Raw genomic sequence first — 17,003 nt, 5'->3', positions numbered from 1 at the left:
AAGGCTGAGCCTACTCTTCCATCGCTTCAAGCTCATCAATGATCTCTTCAATAACGCTTAAACCCTTTTTCCAAAATTCAGGACCTGAGGCATCAAGGCCAAACGGAGCAAGCAATTCTGAATGATGTTTAGTGCCGCCCGCGCGCAACATATCCATATATTTATCTTGAAATCCGCTCTCGGCATTTTGATAAACCGCATAGAGCGAGTTCACCAAACAATCACCAAATGCATAGGCATAAACATAAAACGGCGAATGGATGAAATGTGGGATATAGGCCCAGAAATTTTCATAGCCCTCATTGAGTTCTACCGCAGGGCCCAAGCTTTCCGCCTGCACTTCCATCCAGAACTGCCCAAGCTGTTCAGAGGTAATTTCCCCTTCACGCCGCGCTTCATGGACTTTACGTTCAAACATGTAAAATGCGATTTGGCGCACGACCGTATTGATCATGTCTTCGGCTTTTTGCGCCAGCATTGCTTTTCGTTCACGCCGATCTTCAACCTTTGACAGCATGTAGCGGAATGTCAGCATCTCGCCGAACACAGAAGCCGTTTCAGCCAATGTAAGCGGTGTCGATGCCATCAACGCACCTTGGTCACCGGCTAGCACCTGATGCACGCCATGTCCAAGCTCATGCGCCATCACCATCACATCGCGCGGCTTGCCCAAATAATTGAGCAATACATAGGGGTGAACCGACGGCACGCATGGGTGAGAAAAAGCACCCGATGCCTTGCCTTCGCGAACAGGTGCATCAATCCAATTATTATCGAAGAACAATTGCGCGATATCCGCCATTTCAGGCAAAAATCCATTATAGGCAGCAAGGACGGTCTCTTTCGCATCGTCCCACGCAACAACAGCATTGGGCGTTTCAGGCAGCGGTGCATTACGGTCCCATGAATTGAGCTTTTCCATGCCCAGCCATTTTGCTTTCATCGCATAATAGCGGTGCGAAATACGCGGGAAGCTCTCACGCACGGCTGTAACCAATGCGTCCACAACCTCGCGCTCAACGCGGTTATCTAGATGGCGGCTGTCGGCCACATCTTCAAAGCCGCGCCAACGGTCAGAAATTTCCTTGTCTTTCGCCAGCGTGTTCGTGATCAAAGTGAAAAGGCGAATGTCCTTGCCGAACTTATTCGCAATCGCTTCAAACGCTTTTTTGCGGATTTCACCATCCGGTTCTTGAAGCAAATTGAACACACGCTCGGAAGGCAGTTCCTTGCCATCGACCTCAAAGCGCATCGCATTAGACGTTTCGTCAAAAAGACGGTTAAACGCCCCGCGGCTGGTTAAGGATTTTTCATGGAAGAGTTGCTCAATGCGATCTTCCAGCTGGTAAGGCTTATCTTTCCGCAAATCTTCAAGCCACGGCTTGTAATGCGCCGCCAACTCATCTTCTGAAATTGCTTTTTGCAATTGCTCATCTTCAAGCAAATTTAGCTCAAGGCCAAAAAACAAGAGATGCGAGCCAGCATCGGTCAATTTTTGCTGTGCATCGCCATAAAATTTCGCGCGCGCTGGATCAGACGTATCACCAGCATAGAGCAAACCAGCATAAGAGCCGATGCGACCTGCGATTTCTTGAATTTCTTCAAATTGCTTGACCGCCTGGCCTAACTTTCCATTGGCAACAGCAACAGCCAACTTGCCTTTCCATGCCTCTTCAAACTCGGCACTGCCCGCTTTCACCTTGTCAAAATCGTCAGCCAATTCTTTTGAATCCAGCGACGGATACAAATCTTCCAACTTCCATTTTGGCAAGCGCGTTTCATCTAATGTGTGAGCACCGCTTTCAGTGACTGCTGCCCAATTTTGAGGCTTCATTATTTCAATCACATCTTTAGTCATTGGAGACATACCATTTCCCATTTTGCGGACTTTAGCAGACAGATAGCTGCAATTTTACCGTTTAAGTTAGGGCCGTATTTAGCCGTTTGTGCCAGTTTGTTGCTGAACTTGAAATTCAACTTCGTTATTAAGCTTAAGGACAGAATTTGTCAGCGCAAGTCAACAAATCTACGATTTTAATTGTCGACGATGATCCGGTGCAACGCCGCATCTTGCAAGCGGCAATTGAAAATATGGGCTATAAGACTTGGTGCTGCGAAAATGGCGAAGCAGCAATTGATGCGCTTTCCGGCAATCACTCCTGTGATATCGACGCAATGGTTTTGGATTTGATGATGCCAGGCATTGATGGTCACGGCGTTCTAAAGTTCATGCGCGAGCACGGGATCAACAAGCCAACGATCGTTCAAACGGCACAAGGCGGCATGGAAACAGCGGTCAAAGCAATGCGTGCAGGCGCGTTTGATTTCGTTATTAAACCCGTATCGCCTGATCGGCTGAAATCCTCACTGTGCGACGCCCTTAAAATTGAAGCTGTTAAAAGCACACCAAAGAAGCAGCACATCGAAGCAACATTCAACCGTGCCAATACGCAAAAAATGATTGCGTCGACAGACACCATGAACCGTGTCGCGGAGCTGGTGAAACGTGCTGCAAACAGCGATATCCCTGTCCTGATTGAAGGCGAATCCGGCACCGGAAAAGAATTAATCGCAAAATCCATTCAAGCCAGCAGTGACAGAGCAAACAAACCACTGGTCATTGTTAACTGTGGCGCAATCCCAGAAAATTTGGTCGAGAGCATTTTGTTCGGCCATGAAAAGGGAGCCTTTACCGGCGCAACAGAAAAACACACGGGCAAATTTGTCGAAGCCAATGGCGGCACGTTGTTTCTTGATGAAATCGGTGAATTGCCACTTAGCACGCAAGTTAAAATACTGCGCGCCATTCAAGAAGGCGAAGTCGAACCGGTTGGCTCAAGCACCAGCCGCAAAGTCAATATCAGGCTTATTTCTGCGACCAACCGCGATCTTATTGCAGCAGTGCGCGAAAACCGTTTCCGCGAAGATCTTTATTACCGCCTCAATGTATTTCCAATCTTGGTGCCACCGCTGCGCAACCGCCGCGGCGACATTAGAGGCTTGGCCGAGCATTTTATCGCGCGCCATAATGCCAGTCAGCAAGGCTTCGCAGCACAGGCCATTTCTGATGCAGCCATCCACTTGCTTGAGCGCTATGATTGGCCGGGCAACATACGCCAACTAGAAAACACGATTTTCCGTGCAATGGTATTATGTGATCGTCTCACGCTCGACCTGCAAGACTTTCAACATATCGCAGCGCAAGTCGATTTACCGGCAGCAACACAGCAGCACAGCCAAATTCAGGCCGTGAATGCGCCCGAACTTGCACCCAACTATCCAGTCGGGCGAAGCGATGTTGATATAGCGCCATCAGATTTTGATACTGAGCTTTCAAGCATAGACAATTTAATGCTCGAAAATGATGGCCATATACGCCCTCTTGTAGAGATTGAGAGACTCGCCATAAAACATGCAATCACCCATTATAACGGGCAAATGAGTGAAGTTGCACGGCGTTTGGGCATTGGTCGCTCGACACTTTATCGCAAACTCAAGGAATTTGGGATCGAACCAGAAACACTGGTCGAATAGCTATCCAACGTTAAGCATCTGCTAACCATAAACCGAATACGGCCCCCAATAGCCCTTTTCGTCATTGTTCCACCGCATTTTGCGTTGATTACATTGATTGAAATGGACTGTTGATGGTGGACTTTGGCCACAGGCTCTCTATGTAAGTTAAGGCGTTTGCAATTGAAAACTCACAATGGCACAACGCTAAGAGCCGGTTAACCATAATGATGTATTCAGTTCTGGTTTATAACAACTAAGAGCAGCGTGCCTTGATTTTTGATAATAAATTTAAAAACCAAATATCGTGTAATTCTGGCAGAAGCTTTCTAGCCAGATTTATTGCCGTGTTCACCATTTCGGTTCTCGCAAGCGTCAGTTTTGCGGTCGAAGCATCGGCTGAAACCCGCTCGCTCAAGCTTTATTACATCCATACAAAAGAAAAAGAAAACATCGTTTTCAAAAAGAACGGACGATATGTTTCTAGCGGCCTGACAAAAATCAATCGCTTTCTGCGTGATTGGCGCCGTAATGAACCAACCAAAATGGATCCTGCGCTTTTAGATCTCGTCTGGGAAGCATATCGTGCATCCGGTTCGCGTGAATATATTCACGTTGTTTCAGCCTACCGTTCACCTGCAACCAACGCGATGTTGCGTAAAACGCGCGGCGGACAAGCGACCAAAAGCCAGCACATGCTTGGCAAAGCGATGGATTTTTATATCCCCGGCGTACCAGTAAAAAAACTACGTGAAATTGGCTTTAAACTCGGCGGCGGCGGCGTTGGCTATTACCCGCGTTCAGGCGTGCCATTCGTTCATTTAGATACAGGCAATGTGCGTGCTTGGCCGCGCATGAGCCGCAGCGAATTAACAAGGCTCTTCCCGCGCGGTGGTACTTTGCATTTACCACCCGATGGCAAACCTTTGCCTGGATACAACAAAGCCCTTGCTGATTACAAAGCAGGTAAACGCAATGGCGGCGGACCTGTTATTGAAGATAAAAAGCGTAGTGGTGGCAATCTTTTGACTGCTCTCTTCGGTGGACGTGACGAAGAAGAAGACAATGAAGAAACAACAGTCGCCGCGCCACAAGCTCCGGCTCGTGCAAAAGCAACGCCAAGACCAGCAGACACGCCAGGAACGCTTCTTGCGTCATTGCCAACCCGTTCTTTGCCAGTCCCGTCTTCTGCCCCTAGAAACCGGGCAACTGAGAGCGCTGTACCTGTCGCAATTTCTGCGCCGGTTGCTGCACCTATTCCAGCACCTGCGCCAACTCCTGTTCCACAAGTTGAAATTGCCAGCGCGCCGGAACTACCAACATATCAAATTCCCGTTCCATCAAGCCGTCCTACCGTTTTGATCGCGCGTGCCGAGCCGCCTGTTGATAGGCAATCCGCGCAAGATTTAGAAAACGCTTTAGCGCGTGCAAACCAAGCGCCGCAGGCCCAGCCACAAGCACCTGATGGCAATGTTGCAATTGCTGCTGCAATCAACAGCAATGTAGAAGCAACGCCAGAGCAAGAACAAACAGAGCTTGCTTATGCAATTCCGATCCCGACACCAGCGCCGCAGCGTGCAGTGCGTGAAACAGTTGAACTTGCCAGCTTGCCAACGCCAAAACCATTAGAGCGCGCGACAAGCAATGAGACGAGCCCTACTGAAACGATTGCAGCTTATGCACCGCCAGACAGAGGCATCACAATCCCGACAGCGACCGTGCCTCAAACGCCTGTAGCAGCAAGCCCTGCTCCAACGAAACCCGCAGCTGAGCCTGTTGCAACTAAACCTGTCGAAACATTAGTGGCATCGCTTAATGTTTCCGATCAAACATCTTCAACAGCCAAAGGTTCACGCCCGACAGCAAAAGACATTGCTAGCACGGCTGCACCAGCGGCAAAGATTATTCCCGTTGAAGAGATTGATAAGTCACGCTTTGGATCATGGACCACAGCAAGCGCATCGATAACGCAAGAAGGACGCGCAAGCGAACGCCCTGATTTCATTCAAAATGCAACCCGCGCTGTGCCAAATGTGGTTTACACATCTGGCTTCTCTAAAGACCCGCCGCCGAATACAAATTCGTTCAGCGGCAATGCAGTAACATTTCTTGCTGTTGCAAAGTTCGAAGGTAATGGCGGTGAAGGACGCGGTGAACCGCTTCAAATTCGCGTACCGAACTAATTAAAATCTAAGCAATAAAAAAGGCTGCCAATTGGCAGCCTTTTTTTGGTTCGGGTAAAAACCTTATTCGTCAGAAGGCGTCGTATCTGCTGGCGCCATACCAAGCGCATGTAGATAGAGGTCAAGAACCGCCTCATGCTCCAAACGCTCATTCATGTCTTGCTTACGAAGCGCTACAACTTTGCGAAGAACTTTGACGTCAAAGCCATTGCCTTTAGCTTCCGCATAAATTTCTTTTATGTCGTCTGCGATCGTTTTCTTTTCTTCTTCAAGACGTTCGATCCGCTCGACAAACGCACGAAGCTGATCACTTGCTACACCCTGAACATCAGACATTTTGAAAACTCCACTGGAATGATTGAAGGCTTCAATTGCCGTAGCGAATCGAACGGGTCAAGCAAAAACAAAAGAAATATTTAGCTGAATTGAAACGCAACGCAAAATAAAGGGCAGCGCGAAGCTGCCCTTCAATTTAGCCAAGCTGTTAGCGTGGTAGGATGGATGATCCCATCAGGAATTCGTCCACAGCACGCGCTGCTTGGCGTCCTTCGCGAATAGCCCAAACAACCAAGGATTGGCCGCGGCGCACATCCCCAGCAACAAAAACCTTATCGACAGATGTTTTATAATCTTTGTCATTGGCTTTGACAGAACGGTTACCACGGCGGTCCGTGTTCATTTCAATGGCATCACCAAGTTCACTCACAACGCCGCTATCTTCCAGCGGGCCAGCAAAGCCAATCGCGATGAAAGCGAGGTCGGCACGAATATAAAACTCAGAACCTGCAACAGGCTCGCGCTTTTCATCAACTTCGCAGCACTTAACATGCGTTAGCTGACCTTCTTCGCCGATGAATTCGAGTGTCGCCACCTGAAACTCACGCGTTGCGCCTTCGGCCTGCGAAGAAGATGTACGCATCTTTGTTGCCCAATAAGGCCAAACTGTAAGCTTATCTTCTTTTTCCGGTGGCTGCGGGCGAATATCAAGCTGCGTTACTTTCACAGCACCCTGACGGAATGCCGTGCCAACGCAGTCAGATGCAGTATCACCGCCGCCCACAACAACAACATGTTTGCCGGATGCTAAAATAGGCTCTGAACGCCAAGCAACGCTTTCAATTGACGTTTCTTTGCCCACGCGTTTGTTTTGCTGAACAAGATAGTTCATCGCCGGATGAACACCGAACAAATCATCGCCCGGAATACCCGCTTCACGCGGCACTTCAGAACCACCGCAATAAATGATTGCATCAAATTCGGCTTGTAATTCTTCAATGGTCTTATCGACACCAATATTCACGTTGGTGTGGAAGGTTACGCCCTCGCCTTCCATCTGTTTAGCGCGGCGATCAATATGGTGTTTTTCCATTTTGAAGTCTGGAATACCATATCGCAGCAAGCCGCCGATACGTGCTTCACGTTCAAAAAGATGAACATCATGACCAACACGCGAAAGCTGCTGAGCTGCTGCCAGACCCGCAGGACCGGAGCCAATAATCGCAACTTTTTTGCCTGTTTTTTCTTCCGCAATCTGCGGCTCGAAGAAACCATATTCTTCTGACTTGTCAGCCAGCGTTTGTTCAATCGTCTTGATTGTTACCGGCGCATTTTCAAGGTTAAGCGTACAGGCTTCTTCACATGGCGCTGGACAAATACGACCCGTAAATTCTGGGAAGTTGTTCGTCGAAAGCAAATTGCGAACAGCTTCTTTCCAGTTTTTATTATAAACCAGATCATTCCAATCGGGAATTTGGTTGTGAATTGGACAGCCGGTCGGTCCATGACAATAAGGCACGCCGCAATCCATGCAGCGCGTTGCTTGTTTGACAACTTCGCTATCATTGAGCGGAATTGTAAATTCTTTAAAGTGGCGGATACGGTCCGAGGCCGGCGCATATTTGGCCGTCTGACGGTCGATTTCCAAAAAGCCTGTCACTTTACCCATATCATAAATCCTTAGCTAGCCAGCACAACGGCTGTACCGGTTGCGGACACCATCAACATGGAACCGCTATCACCCGCTGTTATATTCTCATAATCTATATCCACACCAATGACCGCGTTAGCACCCAAATTGTGTGCTTCAGCTTGCATCTCGGATATAGCGATTTCGCGCGCTTCACGTAGCGCCTTTTCATAGGCGCCAGATCGGCCCCCGACGATATTGCGAATACCAGCAAAAAAATCACGGAAGATGTTGGTGCCCAGAATTGCTTCCCCAGTCACAACGCCTTTGTAATCAGTAATACGCGCGCCTTCTATAGAGTTTGTCGTTGATATAATCATGACTTACTCCGCCGCGACCATGCCGCGCATTGCTTCCATTTCTTCCAAAGCACGACGATATTCTACCGGCATCACTTTGCGGAACTTAGGACGATACTCTTCCCAATTATCCAGAATCTGCGCTGCATGTAGTGAGCCACTGTACATTTTGTGGTTCGTGATCAGCTGCAAAAGACGCTCTTCATCGTGGCGTGTCATGTCGCCCGTAACATCAACACGGCCTTTATGCGCCAAGTCGCCGCCATGGTGATGAAGCTGCTCAAGAATATCATCTTCTTCCGGCACTGGCTCAAGTTCAACCATCGCCATGTTACAGCGTTTTTCAAACGTGCCATCTTCATCAAGCACATAAGCAACGCCGCCAGACATACCTGCCGCAAAGTTACGGCCCGTATTGCCAAGAACAACAACCACACCGCCTGTCATATATTCACAGCCATGGTCGCCGCAGCCTTCAACAACAGTCACTGCGCCTGAGTTACGAACAGCAAAGCGCTCGCCTGCCACACCGCGGAAATAGGCTTCACCTTGGATCGCACCGTATAAAACAGTGTTACCCACAATGATGCTATCTTTCGCAACGATGTTTGAATTTTCTGGCGGACGCACAACAATCCGGCCACCACATAGGCCTTTGCCCACATAGTCATTGCCATCGCCAACAAGGTCAAACGTCACACCACTCATCAAGAATGCTGCAAAACTCTGTCCCGCTGTACCCGTTAGTGTCACATGAATTGTGTCGTCAGGCAGCCCCTTATGACCAAATGCTTTCGCAACAGCACCCGACAACATTGCCCCTGCAGAACGGTCAACATTGTGGATCGGTGTTTCGATTTGCACAGCTTGCCTGTTTTCAAGCGCAGGCTTTGCTTGCTCGATCAGCTTGCGATCAAGGATTTTGTCAATCGGATGCTTTTGGCGCTGCGTCCAATAAGTCTCTGATTTTTCAGCATCTGGCTTGAAGAACAATTTTGTGAAATCAAGACCCTTGGCTTTCCAATGCTCAATCAATTGCGCTTGGCTTAGCATTTCGCTTTGACCAATAATGTCATCAAGCTTGCGGTAGCCCATTGCAGCCAGCCATTCACGCACTTCTTCAGCAACATAGAAGAAGTAATTGATCACATGCTCTGGTGCACCTTTAAAGCGCTTGCGCAATTCAGGGTCCTGCGTTGCAACACCAACCGGACATGTATTCAGATGACATTTACGCATCATGATACAGCCAGCAGCGATAAGCGGCGCTGTTGAGAAACCAAATTCATCAGCCCCAAGAAGAGCGCCGATAATAACGTCGCGGCCTGTTTTCAAACCACCATCAACCTGAAGTGCGATGCGCGAACGAAGTCCGTTCATCACAAGTGTCTGATGTGTTTCAGCAAGCCCCATTTCCCATGGAGAACCAGCATGTTTAAGCGATGTAAGCGGTGACGCGCCCGTGCCGCCATCATAACCGGAAATTGTAACGTGGTCGGCACGTGCTTTAGCAACACCAGCAGCAACCGTGCCAACACCAACTTCTGATACCAGTTTGACAGAAATATCAGCCGCAGGGTTCACATTTTTCAAATCATAGATCAGCTGTGCCAAGTCTTCGATTGAATAAATATCGTGGTGCGGCGGCGGTGAAATCAAACCAACGCCCGGTGTTGAATAGCGGGTTTTAGCAATTGTCGCGTCAACTTTGTGACCCGGCAACTGGCCGCCTTCACCTGGCTTTGCACCCTGTGCAACCTTGATTTGAATCATGTCCGCATTGACAAGATATTCTGTCGTTACACCAAAACGGCCCGATGCAACCTGCTTGATCGCAGAGCGCTCAGGGTTTGCTTTCCCATCCGGTGTCGGCATGAAACGGTCTGGCTCTTCGCCGCCCTCACCCGTGTTTGACTTACCGCCAATGGCGTTCATCGCACGTGCAAGTGTTGTGTGGGCTTCACGCGAGATTGAGCCAAAGCTCATCGCACCAGTTGAGAAGCGCTTAACAATATCGGCTGCCGATTCTACTTCATCAATTGAAATAGGATTATCAGACGTCTTAATGTCAAACAGGCCGCGAATGGTGTTCGCACGCTCGGTCTTAGCGTTCACTTCAGCTGCAAATTCCTTATAGGTGCTATAGGAATCTTTACGCACAGCATGCTGCAAATTCGCAACCGCATCCGGCGACCAAGTGTGGTTTTCACCGCGCATACGGAAAGCATATTCACCGCCAACATCCAGCGCATTGCGCAAGACAGGGTCATTTGAAAATGCGAGCTCATGGCGGCGTAAAGTCTCTTCTGCAATCTCAGCAAGACCAACACCTTCAATCGTTGTTGCTGTGCCAAAGAAGAAGCGATCAACAAATGATTGGCGAAGGCCAACCGCATCAAAAATTTGCGCGCCGCAATAGGATTGATAAGTCGAGATGCCCATTTTGGACATAACTTTCAAAATACCCTTGCCGATAGATTTTATATAGCGCGTGACAACTTCATACGCATCAACCTCTGGCGGGAACTCGCCCTTCTCATGCATATCAAGCAAAGTGTCGAAAGCCAGATATGGGTTGATTGCTTCTGCGCCATAACCAGCAAGCAAGCAGAAATGATGCACCTCACGCGGTTCACCTGTCTCAATCACAAGACCAACAGATGTGCGAAGCCCTTTGCGGATAAGGTGATGATGCACGGCAGCCGTTGCCAAAAGCGCAGGGATTGCAATGCGGTCCGCAGCGATTTTACGGTCTGAAAGAACGATAATATTATAGCCGCTATGAACCGCCTTTTCAGCGCGTTCACACAATTGATCGATTGCAGCTTCCATGCCATCGGCACCGTTTGCCGCCGGATAGGTATAATCAATCGTTTTGGTGTCAAACAGATCTTCCGTATGACCGATTGAACGAATTTTCTCCAAATCACCATTGGTGAGGATCGGCTGGCGAACCTCTAGGCGCTTGTGAGAAGACGCACCTTGCAAATCCAAAAGATTAGGACGCGGACCGATGAATGAAACAAGGCTCATCACCAGTTCTTCGCGGATTGGATCAATCGGCGGGTTCGTAACCTGCGCAAAGTTCTGCTTGAAATACGTGTAGAGCATTTTTGACTTGTCGCTCATCGCAGAAATTGGCGTGTCGGTTCCCATAGAACCAATGGCTTCCTGACCCGTGGTTGCCATCGGCGACATCAGGATTTTTGTATCTTCCTGCGTATAGCCAAAGGCTTGCTGACGATCGAGCAAAGACGCATCGGTGTTAGGCTCACGCGCAGCAACCGGCTTTAAGTCTTCCAAAATAAGCTGCGTGTCCTGCAACCATTTTTGGTACGGATTAGCATCGGCCATCTGCTGCTTGATTTCAGCATCAGAAACAATTTTGCCAAGCTCCATATCAATGAGCAGCATTTTACCAGGCTGCAAACGCCATTTGGTAACGATACGCTCTTCTGGAACTTCAATGACACCGGCTTCAGACGCCATGATAACAAGATCATCTTTGGTCACGATATAACGCGCTGGTCGCAGACCATTACGGTCTAGCGTCGCACCGATTTGGCGGCCATCTGTAAAGGCAACCGCAGCTGGCCCATCCCAAGGCTCCATCAATGCAGCGTGATATTCGTAGAAAGCTTTGCGGCCTTCATCCATTGAATCATTGTTCGACCATGCTTCTGGAATAAGCATCATGACAGCGTGGGTTAGTGAATAACCACCCTGAACAAGAAATTCTAATGCATTGTCGAAACATGCAGTATCAGACTGGCCTTCATAAGAAATCGGCCAAAGCTTTGCGATCTCATCACCAAAAAGCGGCGAGGAAACAGAAGCCTGACGTGCAGCCATCCAGTTGACGTTACCGCGCAACGTGTTGATCTCACCATTATGCGCAACCATGCGATAAGGGTGTGCGAGCTTCCAGCTTGGAAATGTATTTGTTGAAAAGCGCTGGTGCACCAATGCGACCGCTGTTTCAAAACGCGGATCGGTTAAGTCTGTATAATAAGGCCCAACCTGATCGGCCAGAAACATGCCTTTGTAAACAATTGTGCGGCACGACATTGAAACAATGTAGAAGCCATTGTCGCGGCCTTGCGTTTCTTGGAAAATCCGGTTCGAAATCACTTTGCGCAAGACATAAAGACGGCGTTCAAATGCATCTTCGTCCAAGCCCTCAGGACAAGCAAAGAAAACCTGAATGTGCCAAGGCTCACTGGCTGCAATTTCCGGCGCTTTAGAAAGCATGCCATTGTTAACAGGCACATCGCGTACAGTGATCAGATCAACATTTTCGGCCATCGCACATTCGGTAATAATACCCATGCAATGCGCACGCAGATCTTCTTCTTGCGGCATAAATATATGTGCAACAGCATAAGCGCCCGCTTCAGGAAGCGAGACATCATCTTCTGCTAAAACTTCGCGGAAAAACGTATCTGGAATTTGCACCAGCATGCCAGCGCCGTCACCCATAAGTGGGTCTGCGCCAACCGCACCGCGGTGCTCAAGATTTTCCAGCATTGCCAGACCTTGAGAGACAATCTCGTGAGACTTTTTGCCTTTCATATTGGCAATAAAGCCAACACCGCAGGCATCATGCTCATTGCGCGGATCATAAAGACCCTGCGCTGCAGGCATACCGCGATTGATCGTATCCTTATGTGCCGTGGCCGTGCGTTTGTCCGCAGAAAAATCGCGTTCAGTTGCATTCAAAGATGGCGTCAATTTCGTCATCATAACCCTCCGGCATTTACAAAGATGGTCCAGCTTGGACCGTTCGACATATTCTGCTTTAGAAAAACAGAAACACCCACACTTATATATGACAATGCGGCGTAACCTGTCTCGTCACTGGAAATATCCAGCGGCGTCCTCAAGTCAATCGCCTTGTTGGAGTTTGTATGCCCAAATTTTAGGCACTAAAACGTGCAATCATCGAAGACAATCACACGAATTCCAAATTAGGACAGCATTGCTGACCTGATCTATGGCAGACTTCTAAAAAAAAACAAGGCGACACAACTGGATTGATAGCTACTTTTTTGCGGTGCAATCGAAAAAAATCCAATTAAGTGCAGATATAAGCAGTTTTAGCGTGTCTTAATAGCGTTATTATGGGAGTACCGAATAGATAATCACCATATTCAAGGTCAGGTTTTATGTTCTTCGCATCGGATAATTGGGCAGGCGCCCATGAGAAAATTGCAAACGCAACAGCTAAGCAGGCTGGCAGTTTTCAACCATCTTACGGCAATAGCGAAGTCGATAACAAAGTGAACGCTAGGTTCAATCAACTGTTTGAGCGCGACGTAAATGTTTATTTCGTCGCCACAGGCACAGCGGCCAATTCACTGGCGCTTGCATCTGTGAACAAAACGGGCGGCATATCATTTAGCCACCGCGAAGCCCATATTATGGAAGATGAATGCGGCGCACCTGAATTTTTCACAAATGGTGCACGCCTTCGCGCGGTTGATGGTCCACTTGGCAAAATCGATCCGGCGAATTTGGCAAAGGCTTTGGAGCAGTTTCCCCAAGGCTCACTAAATGCCGGACAGCTCATGGCGATTACGATTACGCAGGCCACCGAAGTCGGCGCGCTCTATACATTGGCTGAAATTAAAGAGATTTCAAAAATAGCCAAACAATATGGCCTGCCGCTGCATATGGATGGTGCACGCTTTGCCAATGCAATTGCAGCGCTTGGCTGCACACCAGCACAAATGACGTGGGAAAGCGGCGTTGATATTTTGTCGTTTGGCGGAACGAAAAATGGTTGTTGGTGCGCAGAAGCACTCATTTATATGGACCAAACCTACACAAGCGACGTGCCATATCTACAAAAGCGTTCGGCGCAATTGTTTTCTAAAACACGTTTCATAGCCTCACAATTTGATGCTTATTTAGAAGACAATCTGTGGTTAGAGCTTGCGGGTCACGCCAATAAAATGGCCGCCCTATTGGCACACAAAATAGATAGTAGCACCACAATGCGCATGGCATGGCCATGTCAGGCCAATGAAGTGTTTGCCATTATGAAGAAAGACCATGCTGATAAAGCCAAAGCGGCGGGCGCGCAATTTTATGATTGGCCAGCGCCCTATGGCATGGATAACCTTGTTAAAGACGATGAATATCTCGTGCGCTTGGTGACCAGCTTTGCAACAACACCGGCACAAATTGAGCAATTCGCAGCGCTAATGTAGCTTTTTCACACAATTACGATCGATAAGCTCACCATTTCGTGAGGATGACGTGCGGGATTCTCGCATCCTCTTCATTTCCTTTTGATTACGTTTTTTGAAACTCTGTTGAAGACCGGCGCGGAGGCTACGGTCCACGAAACAGCAATTATAAAACGATAAAAGGAAGTTACTCATGTCTAATGCAGTTAAATCTACCGTATCAGCAGCCGTAATGGCTTCTGCCGTTGCAGCAGCAATTGCAGGTGTAAACCTTGGCACAATCAACGACGCGCACGCAGCAAAAGAAAAATGCTTTGGCGTTTCACTTGCAGGCCAGAACGATTGTGCAGCAGGCCCAGGCACAACATGCCAAGGCACATCAACAATCGATTATCAGGGCAATGCCTGGAAATATGTTGAAGCTGGTTCATGCGAAACAATGAGCGTTGGCGACAACAAAGCTGGCTCTTTGACAGCGCTCACACGCGATGTTCCTGCTTAAGCAGATCGCGAATAACTTGTTGCAAACCGGAGAACACACAATGACATCTTGTCCCCCCCTGCGTCATCGTGATGAAGTTTCAGCAGCATCGTCTGATGCTTCACACTCACGGTTTGCAGCAAGACCAAACAACAAACTGGCATCGGCATCAGCCGGTGTCGGCTTCAAGCACGATCACCTTGAGGCTATTCTCAATGATCCAGGCGATGTTGGCTTTCTGGAAGTTCACGCAGAAAACTATATGGGCGATGGCGGCTATCCGCACCGCACATTAGAACGCGTAAGACAAGATTTTCCAATCTCATTACATGGTGTTTGCATGTCAATCGGTGGTCCCGAGCCGCTAAGCCAAGATCATTTGCAACGCTTTAAAATGCTCGTTGATCGCTATGAACCTGCCATGATCTCTGAACATTTGGCATGGTCCACCCATGAGGATGTTTTCCTCAACGATTTACTCCCATTGCCATACACCGCACAAACGCTTGACCATGTTTCGCAGCATGTCAGCCAAATGCAGGATGTCATGGGGCGTCAAATATTTCTTGAAAATCCTGCGACCTATGTTCTCTTTGAAAACTCGACCATGAGCGAAACCGATTTCATGCGCGAGATCGTAAAACGTACTGGCTGCGGCCTGTTGCTCGACATCAATAATGTTTTTGTATCCGCAACCAACCATAAATTTTCCGCTCTTGAATATCTGGACGCATTTCCGCTTGAGCATGTCGGCGAAATTCATTTGGCAGGCCATACCGAGCAAGAAGATGATGAAGGCCAAACGCTTCTAATTGATAGTCACAACCGCCCTGTCTCTGATCCCGTATGGTCGCTCTATGAAGACGTTATAGAGACTGCCGGATGTATTCCAACGCTTGTGGAATGGGATTCTGAATTACCCGAATGGCCCATTTTGCGCGCTGAAGCTGGTAGTGCAAACGCAATTTTAAAACGCGCGCAGCGAATGCACGATATGGCACCGCTTGGAAAACGCCATGCTAGTTCGGTTTAACGCTATGGCTGATAATTCATATGAAACGAAGGCTTTTGCAGCCGGTATGCTCAACCCTGCTGCGCCAAAGCCCGATGAAATCATCGGCCCAAACGGTAAAGCAGCAGACAAACGCTACAATGTTTACCGCAACAATGTGACTGTAAGCCTTATCAATGCGGTTGCAGATATTTATCCAGCCGTACAGAAAATTGTCGGCGAAGAATATTTCCGTGCCATGGCCCGTGAATATGTGCGGGCACATCCACCAAAGTCCCCCCTGCTCTTTTTATATGGCCAAAATTTTGGCGATTTTATTGATCGTTTCGAGCCTGCAAAAACGCTTCCCTATCTTGGTGATATTGCCCGTATCGAACGGGCTTGGCTAACCGCCTATCACGCCGCAGATTTAGCACCGCTTGATCCTGCCCGCCTTGGCATGGTTGATCCGCAAAGATTGGCGGACATAAGCTTCACCCCGCATCCGGCAAGCTACATCATCAATTCTGATTTTCCGGTTCATGATATTTTTCTCATGAACCGCGGTTTCATGGAACTTGCCAAAGTCGACATGAGCAACCCGCAAGCGCTTATGTTGACGCGGCCCCAAACAGACACGCGGCTTATACTTCTGAGCGTGGGCGAGCATGTTTTCATGGATGCAATTCTCAAAGGCAAAACTTTGGGTGATGCATCCGCTTTAGCAACCGAAACTGACATCAGTTTCGATCTTAATCACAATTTGCAAATGCTTCTGGCATCCGGAGCAACCATCCAAATAAATTTGGACGGCCAAGCGATATAATGGAGGGATAGAATAATGACCACAATTTCTGCTCATGAAGAAAAATCAGCCGCTATGGACAATGCCACACCAGCAGGCATCATCGGAAAAGCATCGAACCTGATCCAAACCATCGCGCAAAAAGATATAACGCAACTGGTGCTGCGTGTGGCCGTTGCTGTTCCATTTTGGAAATCCGGCGATTTGAAGTGGGATGGCTTTTTGCAGCTTTCAGAAATTGCACCGCTCCTGTTTGAAAATGAGTTTCAGCTGCACATTTTAGGCAGCACATATCCATTCCCGTTCCCTTATGCCGTTGCATTTGGTGCCGGCCTTGGAGAGATTATTCTACCCGTTTTGCTCGTGCTTGGCATATTCACGCGCTTTGCAGCCCTTGGCATTTTAGCAATGACTGTCATCATTCAGCTGACAGTTCCAACCGGCTGGCCGGTGCACCTCACATGGGCCGCAATCGCATTGGCACTTATGGCATGGGGTCCAGGCCGTATTGCTGTCGATAGTTTTCTGCAGCGCCTATACCGCTAAGGCCGCAGAACTCCGCACAAAAAAGCCG

At 48.6% G+C, this 17,003-nt stretch carries 11 protein-coding genes and 1 pseudogene; 7 read left to right on the top strand and 5 right to left on the bottom strand.

What is annotated here, in order from left to right:
• Window positions 1-10 precede the first annotated feature (10 nt).
• Window positions 11-1,834, bottom strand: coding sequence for a M3 family oligoendopeptidase (locus C504_RS0109700; protein WP_425393377.1), 1,824 nt, complete (start codon window positions 1,832-1,834; stop codon window positions 11-13).
• Between the two features lie 170 nt (window positions 1,835-2,004).
• On the opposite strand from C504_RS0109700, the gene C504_RS0109695 reads away from it, so the two are divergent.
• The gene (locus C504_RS0109695) at window positions 2,005-3,534 is read left to right on the top strand and encodes a sigma-54-dependent transcriptional regulator (RefSeq protein ID WP_018689135.1); all 1,530 of its coding nucleotides are present in this window, start codon (window positions 2,005-2,007) and stop codon (window positions 3,532-3,534) included.
• A 251-nt stretch (window positions 3,535-3,785) separates the two neighbouring features.
• Complete coding sequence (locus C504_RS17565; protein WP_018689134.1) at window positions 3,786-5,696, top strand: peptidoglycan L,D-endopeptidase MepK; 1,911 nt, start codon at window positions 3,786-3,788, stop codon at window positions 5,694-5,696.
• Window positions 5,697-5,759: 63 nt separating this feature from the next.
• Here C504_RS17565 and C504_RS0109685 read toward each other — a convergent pair whose 3' ends face one another.
• From C504_RS0109685 to gltB, 4 genes and pseudogenes are all read right to left on the bottom strand, one after another.
• Window positions 5,760-6,032 (bottom strand): DUF2312 domain-containing protein, encoded by a 273-nt coding sequence (locus tag C504_RS0109685; protein ID WP_018689133.1) that lies wholly within the window; start codon window positions 6,030-6,032, stop codon window positions 5,760-5,762.
• 148 nt (window positions 6,033-6,180) lie between these two features.
• Window positions 6,181-7,641: a glutamate synthase subunit beta gene (locus C504_RS0109680; protein WP_018689132.1), complete on the bottom strand. Its 1,461-nt coding sequence runs from the start codon at window positions 7,639-7,641 to the stop codon at window positions 6,181-6,183.
• Window positions 7,642-7,652: 11 nt separating this feature from the next.
• Entirely contained in the window at window positions 7,653-7,982 is a 330-nt protein-coding gene (locus C504_RS0109675; protein WP_018689131.1) for a heavy metal-binding domain-containing protein, read from the bottom strand.
• A gap of 3 nt (window positions 7,983-7,985) precedes the next feature.
• Window positions 7,986-12,608, bottom strand: a pseudogene (gltB, locus tag C504_RS0109670) (glutamate synthase large subunit); the annotation flags it as partial.
• A gap of 518 nt (window positions 12,609-13,126) precedes the next feature.
• Between gltB and C504_RS0109665 the strand changes: the two are divergent.
• From C504_RS0109665 to C504_RS0109645, 5 genes are all read left to right on the top strand, one after another.
• Complete coding sequence (locus C504_RS0109665; RefSeq protein ID WP_018689129.1) at window positions 13,127-14,173, top strand: threonine aldolase family protein; 1,047 nt, start codon at window positions 13,127-13,129, stop codon at window positions 14,171-14,173.
• Between the two features lie 172 nt (window positions 14,174-14,345).
• Window positions 14,346-14,654, top strand: coding sequence for a BufA1 family periplasmic bufferin-type metallophore (locus C504_RS0109660; RefSeq protein WP_018689128.1), 309 nt, complete (start codon window positions 14,346-14,348; stop codon window positions 14,652-14,654).
• A 40-nt stretch (window positions 14,655-14,694) separates the two neighbouring features.
• A complete protein-coding gene (gene bufB / locus C504_RS0109655) occupies window positions 14,695-15,666 on the top strand; it encodes an MNIO family bufferin maturase (protein ID WP_018689127.1) in 972 nt (323 codons plus the stop codon).
• 4 nt (window positions 15,667-15,670) lie between these two features.
• Window positions 15,671-16,450 (top strand): HvfC/BufC N-terminal domain-containing protein, encoded by a 780-nt coding sequence (locus C504_RS0109650; RefSeq protein WP_018689126.1) that lies wholly within the window; start codon window positions 15,671-15,673, stop codon window positions 16,448-16,450.
• 15 nt (window positions 16,451-16,465) lie between these two features.
• Window positions 16,466-16,975, top strand: a complete 510-nt coding sequence (locus C504_RS0109645; protein ID WP_018689125.1) for a DoxX family protein — start codon at window positions 16,466-16,468, stop codon at window positions 16,973-16,975.
• Window positions 16,976-17,003 lie beyond the last annotated feature (28 nt).

Origin of the sequence: Ahrensia kielensis DSM 5890, assembly GCF_000374465.1 — a bacterium.
GTDB lineage: Bacteria > Pseudomonadota > Alphaproteobacteria > Rhizobiales > Rhizobiaceae > Ahrensia > Ahrensia kielensis.
Note: the sequence above shows the minus strand (reverse complement) of the source record. Positions and strands in the feature narration are given on the sequence as shown.

Bases quoted from the DNA above. Each gene is read 5' to 3' on its own strand.
- C504_RS0109700 (WP_425393377.1), bottom strand. From the start codon at position 1,834: ATGAAGCCTCAAAATTGGGCAGCAGTCACTGAAAGCGGTGCTCACACA.
- C504_RS0109685 (WP_018689133.1), bottom strand. From the start codon at position 6,032: ATGTCTGATGTTCAGGGTGTAGCAAGTGATCAGCTTCGTGCGTTTGTC.
- C504_RS0109680 (WP_018689132.1), bottom strand. From the start codon at position 7,641: ATGGGTAAAGTGACAGGCTTTTTGGAAATCGACCGTCAGACGGCCAAA.
- C504_RS0109675 (WP_018689131.1), bottom strand. From the start codon at position 7,982: ATGATTATATCAACGACAAACTCTATAGAAGGCGCGCGTATTACTGAT.
- C504_RS0109665 (WP_018689129.1), top strand. From the start codon at position 13,127: ATGTTCTTCGCATCGGATAATTGGGCAGGCGCCCATGAGAAAATTGCA.
- C504_RS0109660 (WP_018689128.1), top strand. From the start codon at position 14,346: ATGTCTAATGCAGTTAAATCTACCGTATCAGCAGCCGTAATGGCTTCT.
- bufB (WP_018689127.1), top strand. From the start codon at position 14,695: ATGACATCTTGTCCCCCCCTGCGTCATCGTGATGAAGTTTCAGCAGCA.
- C504_RS0109650 (WP_018689126.1), top strand. From the start codon at position 15,671: ATGGCTGATAATTCATATGAAACGAAGGCTTTTGCAGCCGGTATGCTC.
- C504_RS0109645 (WP_018689125.1), top strand. From the start codon at position 16,466: ATGACCACAATTTCTGCTCATGAAGAAAAATCAGCCGCTATGGACAAT.